The organism is Synechococcus sp. OH2 (assembly GCF_047462155.1).
In the GTDB taxonomy this organism is placed as follows: Bacteria; Cyanobacteriota; Cyanobacteriia; order Thermostichales; family Thermostichaceae; genus Thermostichus.
This window is the reverse complement of sequence record NZ_JANSIR010000043.1, coordinates 915-8292: the sequence shown is the minus strand read 5'-3', so window position 1 is coordinate 8292 and position 7378 is coordinate 915. Positions and strand designations below refer to the sequence as shown.

The 7378-nt window shown below is 58.8% G+C and carries 6 protein-coding genes and 1 tRNA gene; 2 read left to right on the top strand and 5 right to left on the bottom strand.

Features of this window, described 5'->3' with window-relative positions:
* Positions 1–312: 312 nt before the first annotated feature.
* Complete coding sequence (locus NW835_RS03180; RefSeq protein WP_414376735.1) at positions 313–1119, top strand: ABC transporter ATP-binding protein; 807 nt, start codon at positions 313–315, stop codon at positions 1117–1119.
* Entirely contained in the window at positions 1089–2174 is a 1086-nt protein-coding gene (locus tag NW835_RS03175) for an ABC transporter permease (protein ID WP_414414501.1), read from the top strand. The genes NW835_RS03180 and NW835_RS03175 overlap by 31 nt, the downstream gene beginning before the upstream one ends.
* A gap of 114 nt (positions 2175–2288) precedes the next feature.
* On the opposite strand, the gene NW835_RS03170 is transcribed toward NW835_RS03175, so the two are convergent.
* The 5 genes from NW835_RS03170 to NW835_RS03150 all read right to left on the bottom strand — a co-directional run bounded on the left by NW835_RS03170 (position 2289) and on the right by NW835_RS03150 (position 6530).
* Positions 2289–2361: transfer RNA gene (locus tag NW835_RS03170), tRNA-Phe, on the bottom strand.
* Between the two features lie 60 nt (positions 2362–2421).
* Positions 2422–3075: a Crp/Fnr family transcriptional regulator gene (locus NW835_RS03165; RefSeq protein ID WP_414370831.1), complete on the bottom strand. Its 654-nt coding sequence runs from the start codon at positions 3073–3075 to the stop codon at positions 2422–2424.
* Between the two features lie 221 nt (positions 3076–3296).
* The gene (locus NW835_RS03160; protein WP_414414502.1) at positions 3297–4868 is read right to left on the bottom strand and encodes an AAA family ATPase; all 1572 of its coding nucleotides are present in this window, start codon (positions 4866–4868) and stop codon (positions 3297–3299) included.
* Positions 4869–4923: 55 nt separating this feature from the next.
* Positions 4924–5493, bottom strand: a complete 570-nt coding sequence (locus NW835_RS03155) for a hypothetical protein (protein WP_414363863.1) — start codon at positions 5491–5493, stop codon at positions 4924–4926.
* A gap of 35 nt (positions 5494–5528) precedes the next feature.
* Entirely contained in the window at positions 5529–6530 is a 1002-nt protein-coding gene (locus NW835_RS03150; RefSeq protein WP_414363864.1) for a zinc-dependent alcohol dehydrogenase family protein, read from the bottom strand.
* Positions 6531–7378 lie beyond the last annotated feature (848 nt).

The window sequence follows — 7378 nt, the reverse complement described above, 5'->3', positions numbered from 1 at the left end:
AAGGTTCTGCTTGCTTTTCTGTTCGCGTCAGCGGGACGGAGTCCTTGCAGGTTGGCTGAGATGTTAGTCTCTCCCGGACGCTTGCCACTGGCTGAGTTTTTCACCGTTTTAGGGGCTCGCCTGGGAACAGTACCACCTTGGTAGCAACCATACCATTGATGAGCAACTAAAGTTGCTGACGGGATTTTCCGTCCCGCCCTCAAGTCCAGGGCTACCCAGCTATCCCTCTGTGTTTTTTAATGGTACTGAGCGTCCTTCTCTTTCTGGATGGAGAAGGGATCCCTTTGTCTTCTGGTCTGGGAACCACGAGCCATGTCTGCCCCTGTCATTACCCTTAACCATGTCAGCAAGGTCTATTCCAATGGCACGGTGGCTTTGCAAGACATGAACATGGCCATCCAGGAAGGGCAGTTCGTCAGCTTGGTGGGGCCCTCTGGCTGCGGGAAAAGCACGGTGCTGCGGCTGATTGCTGGGTTGGGCCACCTAACCACGGGATCTATCGAATGGGGGCAAAACACCTCCCAGGGGCAACCCAAATTGGCCTTTGTGTTTCAGGAGCCGGCCCTCATGCCCTGGGCAACGGTGATGGACAACGTGCGCCTACCTCTGAAGTTGGCTGGTGAGCCCCAGCCCAAAGCCGAACGAGAGGTTCTGGAAGCCCTCCACCTGGTGGGCCTGCGGGGGTTTGAGCGCAGTTTTCCCCGCGAGCTGTCCGGCGGTATGCGCATGCGGGTTTCCATTGCCCGCGCCTTGGTAACCAAACCCCAGGTGCTGCTCATGGACGAGCCCTTCGGCGCCTTGGACGAGATTACCCGCAGCAAGCTGAACAGCGAACTGCTGGAGTTGTGGCAGGAGAAGCGCTGGACGGTGATTTTTGTTACCCACAACATTTACGAGGCTGTCTATCTGTCCAACCGCGTGGTGGTGATGGCAGCCCGCCCTGGGCGGGTGGTGGCGGATATCCCCATTGAGGCACCCTACCCCCGCTCGGAAGAGTTTCGCACCTCGCCCCTTTACAACGACTATTGCCGGGAGGTCGCGACCCGTTTGCGGGAGGCCATGCGCGACACGGATCAGGATCCCTACCTGTGCCCCCTCTCTGCCGGACGGCTGCGCTGACGGGATCCCCCTTTGGCGGCATTCCTGGTCTTAGAGCCCTTGATTCCCCCTCCACCATGCTAAGTCCTTTCAGTTTCCTTCTCGATTGGCTGTCTCACCGGCTGGGATCCCTGCTTGGCACACCGGAGCGCTCCTCTGGGCCCTGGCTGGATAGCGATCTGCCGCGACTGAACAGCGCGGTGGAAGAAAAACTCAGGCCCCACCCCACTGATGCGGCTAAGGTGTCTGGCTCTGCGCCGCCGACCTCCGGGCAAGGATTGGATCTGCGCAAGTGGTTCAACCTGGATGTGATTGCCCCTGGGATCGTCGGGATCCTTTTTCTGGTGGGCTGGGAAGTGGCTGTGCGGCTAACGGGGGTGCCCCCCTATCTATTGCCGGGGCCGATTTTGGTGGTGCAAACCCTGGTGCGAGACTGGGGATCCCTTTTTCCTTCCCTTTTGATCACCCTGCAAATTACGGTGGTGGCGTTCCTTTTGGCCACGGTCTCAGGGCTTTTGTTGGCGATTTTGTTTGCCCAGAGCAAATGGATTGAGCGCAGCCTCTTTCCCTATGCGGTGATTTTGCAAACAACGCCCATTGTTTCCATCGCGCCGCTGATCATCATCTGGCTGCGCAACAATACGTTTGCTGCAATGGTGGTTTGCGCTTGGATTGTCGCCTTTTTCCCAATTATCTCCAACACCACCCTGGGATTAAACAGTGTCGATCACAACCTGCTCAACCTGTTTCAACTGTACAAGGCCAATCGCTGGCAAACCTTGATCTACTTGCGTCTGCCCAGTGCTCTGCCCTATTTTCTGGGGGGCCTGCGCATTAGCGGTGGCCTTTCTTTGATCGGGGCCGTGGTGGCGGAGTTTGTCGCCGGCACCGGTGGGCAACGGGCCGGGATCGCCTACCAAATCTTGATCTCTAGCTTTAATTTGCAGGTGCCTCGCATGTTTGCCGCCTTGGTGCTGGTTACCGGCCTAGGGATCCTGATCTTTGTGGCTTTGAGCGCTTTGTCAGACAAGATATTGGGCAGATGGCACGAGAGCGCTGTGCGCCGCGAGAACTGATTTTTGCCATAGAGCCGGCAGAAGCGGTTTCGCAAAAGGCAAAAACTGGGAATTCCCGGCAACAAAAAGGCTCAGGTTGCAGACCTGAGCCCATCTTGACCTGTTATTGGCAGATGCCAGGAACCAGACTCGAACTGGTGACACGAGGATTTTCAGTCCTCTGCTCTACCAACTGAGCTATCCCGGCTCTGGAACCATTATTTTAGGATGCCGAGAGGGCTTTTGGCAACGGGTGGCGACCCTCACTTTAGCCAATTAGCTTTTCCAGGGCATCCATCTGGGGGATACAGAGGATGTCCCGCTGCCGATCCCGGCGGATCAGCTCCTCCTGCTCCAGCTTGGCAAGGACGCGGGTAACCGTTTCCCGGGCAAGGCCACTCAAGCTGCTCAGCTCCCGATGGGGCAAATTGGGGATTTCTACCCCCTTGCGACCGACCCACCCCCGCGACTCCGCCAAGAAGAGCAGGATATCGGCGACGCGAGCGACGCTGCTGGCCTCCCGCAATTGCAGGCGACGGTTGATCTGCCGTAAACGTCGCGACATGAGCTGGGCAAGGCGGATGGCAACCTGCGCATCGGCAGCCAAAAGAGCCAGAAAGTTCTGGGCCGACAGACAGCAGACCTTGGTGGCTGTCAGGGCAATCACATCGCTGGAGCGGGGCGCCTCGTCCAAGGCGGCCATTTCCCCGAAGATCTCCCCTGGGCCAAGAATGGTGAGGGTAACCTCCCGGCCCTCCAGATCGTGAGTGCGAATCTTGACCCAACCCTCTAGGATGAAATAGACGGCGTTGCCCCAGTCGTTCTGTAACAGGATGGCCTGGTTAACAGGGTGGGAGCGCAGCGACATCTGGCGAGCCAGCGGCTCTAGCACTTCAGGGGAAAAGCCTTCAAACAGAAACATCAGGCGTAAATCTTCAGCCCTTACCTCGCTCACCCTTGGCTCCTCCTGCACCGCCTCGATTCTTGCCCAACTCTCTTCCCAGAGAAAAACTCTTCACCTGACCGCCGCCTGGGATCCGGATCCCTGTTTAACAGGGGCTGCGGCCAGCCTCTAACCTGGAAACGGCAGAATGCACTTTGCTGGTAACCATTCTCCCGAGGTTGGTCAGTTTGAGTCGAGACCTAGCTCCGCTGCAGTTGCGCTTGCCAATCTTGGCTGGTATCCAAAACCTGTAGAAAACGCCGCTCCCCCTCGGAAAAGTCCTGCCACTGCGCCTGCTGCTGGGCAAGGAGATCGGCGGTGGCATCGGCAATGTCGGCGACGTTCAGCAGCTCACCCGGGCCCGATGAAGGGAGTGTTCGCCGTTGTAGGCGCTCTCGGAGGACAGGTTCAGGAGCATGGCAGTAGAGGATGCGCAACGGGATCCCGCACTGTTGGGCCTGTTCAATCGCCATGCCCCGCAGCGCTTGCCGGTCAAACTTGGCGTCCAGAATCACGCTGTAACCTTCCCGGGCCAACTCCACTCCCAACTGCACCAGGCGGCGATAAGTCTTGTCGGTCATCTCGGGCGTATACACCTCTGGCCCCCCCCGCTGCCGCAGAGGGATCCCGGCCAAGTGCTTGCGCACGGCGTCGGAGCGAATGTGGATGGCCCCCCGCTGGCGGGCCAGGTAGCGGGCCACCGTACTTTTGCCTGCTCCCGACAGGCCAGCCATCAAAAGCAACTGCCCCTGTTTGGGAAGGGTGTATTCCCAGGCCAGGCGGTAGTAGCGGGCGGCAGTGTGGAAGGCATTGGCTTTGGAAGCTTCCGAGGCGGCAGGATCGTCCAGCAAAAAAGAGGTGACCTTGGCCCGCACATAGGCCTGGCGATTGAGGTAAATGGGCAAGATCTTTAGTCCTTCCCAGTCACCCGTTTCTTCCAGATAGGTGTTCAAATAGGCATTGCCCAGATCGGGGCGGTGGCGAGCGTCCAAATCCATCACCGCATAGGAGACGTCGTACATCGTATCCACAAAGCGGAAGGCCTCGTTGAACTCAATGCAATCAAACAGCAAGATCTGGCCTTCCCACCAACAGAGGTTGCCAAGATGTAGATCCCCGTGGCCTTCGCGGATGCGGTCTTGGGCCATCCTCTGGTAAAACAGCTCCTGCCGCTCGGCAAAAAAGCGATCCGTGTAGGCTTGCGTCTCCCGATATTGATCAACCGTCTGAGGGCCGCCGATGTAGCGCTGGGTTTGGGCGTAATTCTCGTCGAAGGCCTCCCGCACCCGCTCTGGCCGGCCAAAGCTGCGAATGTAGTCGTTGGTCTCCGCCTGGGCGTGAAAGGCCGCCACCGCCCGCCCTAGCTCCTCCATCAAGGCTGGGGTCAGCTCCCCCCGCTCGAGGAGGTTGCTGAAGAGTTGCTCTTGGGGAAACTGCCGCATTTTGAGGGTGTACTCCACGGGCTCGCCACTGCCGTCAAGCTGAAACCGGCCCTTGGCTTGCACAATGGGCAACACCTGTAGATAAAGCCCCGGCGCGCCGCGCTGGTTCAGGCGCAGCTCTTCTTGACAAAAGTGGCGTCGCCGCTCCAGGGTGGTGAAATTCAAAAAGCCAAAATCCAGAGGCTTCTTCACCTTATAGGCGTAGTCCCCTGTCAAGAAAACGTAGGAAATGTGGGTTTGGACGAGCTGAATCGGCTCCCGCACCGGATGGGGGTAAAACCCCGGCTCCAACATCGCTTGGATTAGCGGCGGCAGGTGGGCATCGGCCATAAAGATGGAGACGGAAAAGTCAGGGATCCCCATTTTCCTCCAAATTGCCCTCAGCTTAGTCTCCCAAGGGCAGGGCGGCCGCTTGCGGTGAAAGACGGATAACGCTAATCCCCTGTTTGACCAAAGTATCTTGAGCGGCAGCAGAAAGGGCGTAGGGCCAGACCAGATACTTCGTGTTGATGTAGTCTCGCCCCCGTTTGGCCAGGCTCACCTGTTCAGAGAGCATGCGCACCTCCGGTCCGCGGGTGATGATGGCTTCGGCGCGGCGGATGCGTTGCATCAGTTGGCTGAACAGCTCTTGGGGCTGCTGCACGAAGACCACAATGGCCAAGTCACAGGGGTTGTAGTAGTTGCCGCTGCCGCAGAGGAGCAGGGCCTCGCTGGCGAGAACAAGGGTCTCCTGGTCTCCCAGAACCACCACCGGGTAGAGAAAGGTGCGCACGTCCTCCGGTTGCCAGTGATTGAAGGAGTAGCTGTCCACCTCTCCCCGCACCCAAGAGGAGATGGCCGGAAAAACCGCTTCGCTCAGCAGCCGATAGGCCGTCTGCGGTCGCCCTAGCCAGCAGAGGGCATTCTCGTAGAAACTCTCGTTCTCCAACAGGTGAGGGGTGAGAGGAGTGGCCATAGACTCGGATCCGGGCAGGGCCTCCTCCAGCATGCCTAGTCGGAGATGGTTAAGGCAATTTTGCCCAAAACGGATCCCTGTTCCAGCAGCCGGTGAGCGGCAGCCGCTTCGGCCAGGGGAAAGGTGTGGCTGAGCCGGATGTGCAGTTGGCCTTGGTCAATGAGGCGGGCGCACTGCCGGAGGATCTCCGCCTGGTTTTGCCGGGCAACGATAAGGTTCTTCAGCATCGGGGTGAGCATCAGCTCAAAGCTCACTCGCAAGTTGCGGTCGCGGGCCACCCGCCAATCGGTCTCTGGGGCTGGCGCCAGCAGGGTCACGAGATCGCCGTACACGCGCACGGCAGGGAAGGTCTGCTCCAGCACTGGGCCGCCAAGGGTATCGAGAGCAAGATCCACTCCCTCCTCCTCCGTCCAATCCAGAACGGCTCGCACAAAGTTGGTCTGGCGATAGAAGATGGGCAAGCTGGCTCCCAGGGAACGGACAAACTCGGCCTTTTCCGGCGTGCTCACAGTGGTAGCCACTTGGCATCCCCGCAGACGGGCCAGTTGGATGGCCACATGGCCGACACCCCCTGCCCCGGCGTGGATAAGCACCTTTTGGCCAGCCTGCAACCGTCCCCGGTCGTAGAGGGCTTCCCAAGCGGTGATCAGCACCAGGGGGGCAGCGGCAGCCTCGGCAAAGCTGAGGGACTTGGGCTTGGGAGCGACAAAGCGCTCATCGACCACGATCAGCTCGGCGTAGTTCCCCGCCTGCCTGCCCAGGCCGCCGTGGCAGAAGTAAACTTCGTCTCCAACTTGAAACTGCCTGACCCCAGATCCTACGGCTTCTACAACGCCGGCACCATCACATCCCAAAATGGCCGGCATCTCTTCGGGGTAGAAGGTGCCTCGCCGCCGCAGCTTGGTGTCGATGGGGTTGACGCCGGCGGCCCTAAGGCGGACACGTAGCTCCCGCTCGCCGCGGATCTCAGGGTCGGGCACCTCCTGAAGCTGCAAAACCTCCGGCCCCCCGGGCACGCTCATGAGGATGGCTTTCATCTTCTCAGGTGTTCAGGCTTGGTTTGGCTCGACCTGCTGCCCCGCACTTGCCACTGCGCTACCGAGGATACACCGGCAAGGGGGTCTCTGAACAATGGTTAGCTTAATCGGCGGGAAGCCCCGCATCGTATTGGTGAATTGTGTTGACTCAAGAGCCAATCCGTGTCGGGATGAAAGCCGTTCGTCCTACAATTGAGCAAAACAAGTTAAATCTCTGGAGAGTTTCCCGCCGTGGGTTGCATGATAGCAGCACGCTGAGACCTCTGTATACACAAGTCTGGGAAGCGTGAAGCCCATACGCTATCGGTTGGCGCAGCGTGGCGTAAGCCATGTTGTGTTGACTCAACGAAGATGAGTGTCGGGAGTTGTTCACTAGCATAAGCCAAGAGAACCGCGCCTGGGAAGGCAGGGATCCCTTACATTGCCCAGAAGGATAGCTTGCTAGCCCCGCGCCCGTAAGCAACTTTAGGTGCTCGTCAATAGTATATTTGAGTATACTTGACGAGAAGGCGTACCGTTCCCAGGCGAGTACCTAATCACGGTGAGAAACCCAACCGGTGGCAAGTGTCTGGGAGATGACAACGTCTCAGCCAACCTGCAAGGACTCCATCCCGTTGACGCGAACAGAAAAGTAATCAGAACTTGCGGCTTTGCTTCAAGATCCTGTCTAGAGGCGTCTTGACGAGTTCGTTGTTGAACGGCGTAAGAATCTCCCGCCTTTGGGCGGCGGGAGTGTCAATAAGCTTCGGAGTTGTGGAGGCAAGCGCTAGCCCATGCCCGTAGGTGGTTCTGGCTCTCTCGGCGGCAAGGTGCGGTCAAAAGTAAACAGAGCTGGCCTTGGATCGGCC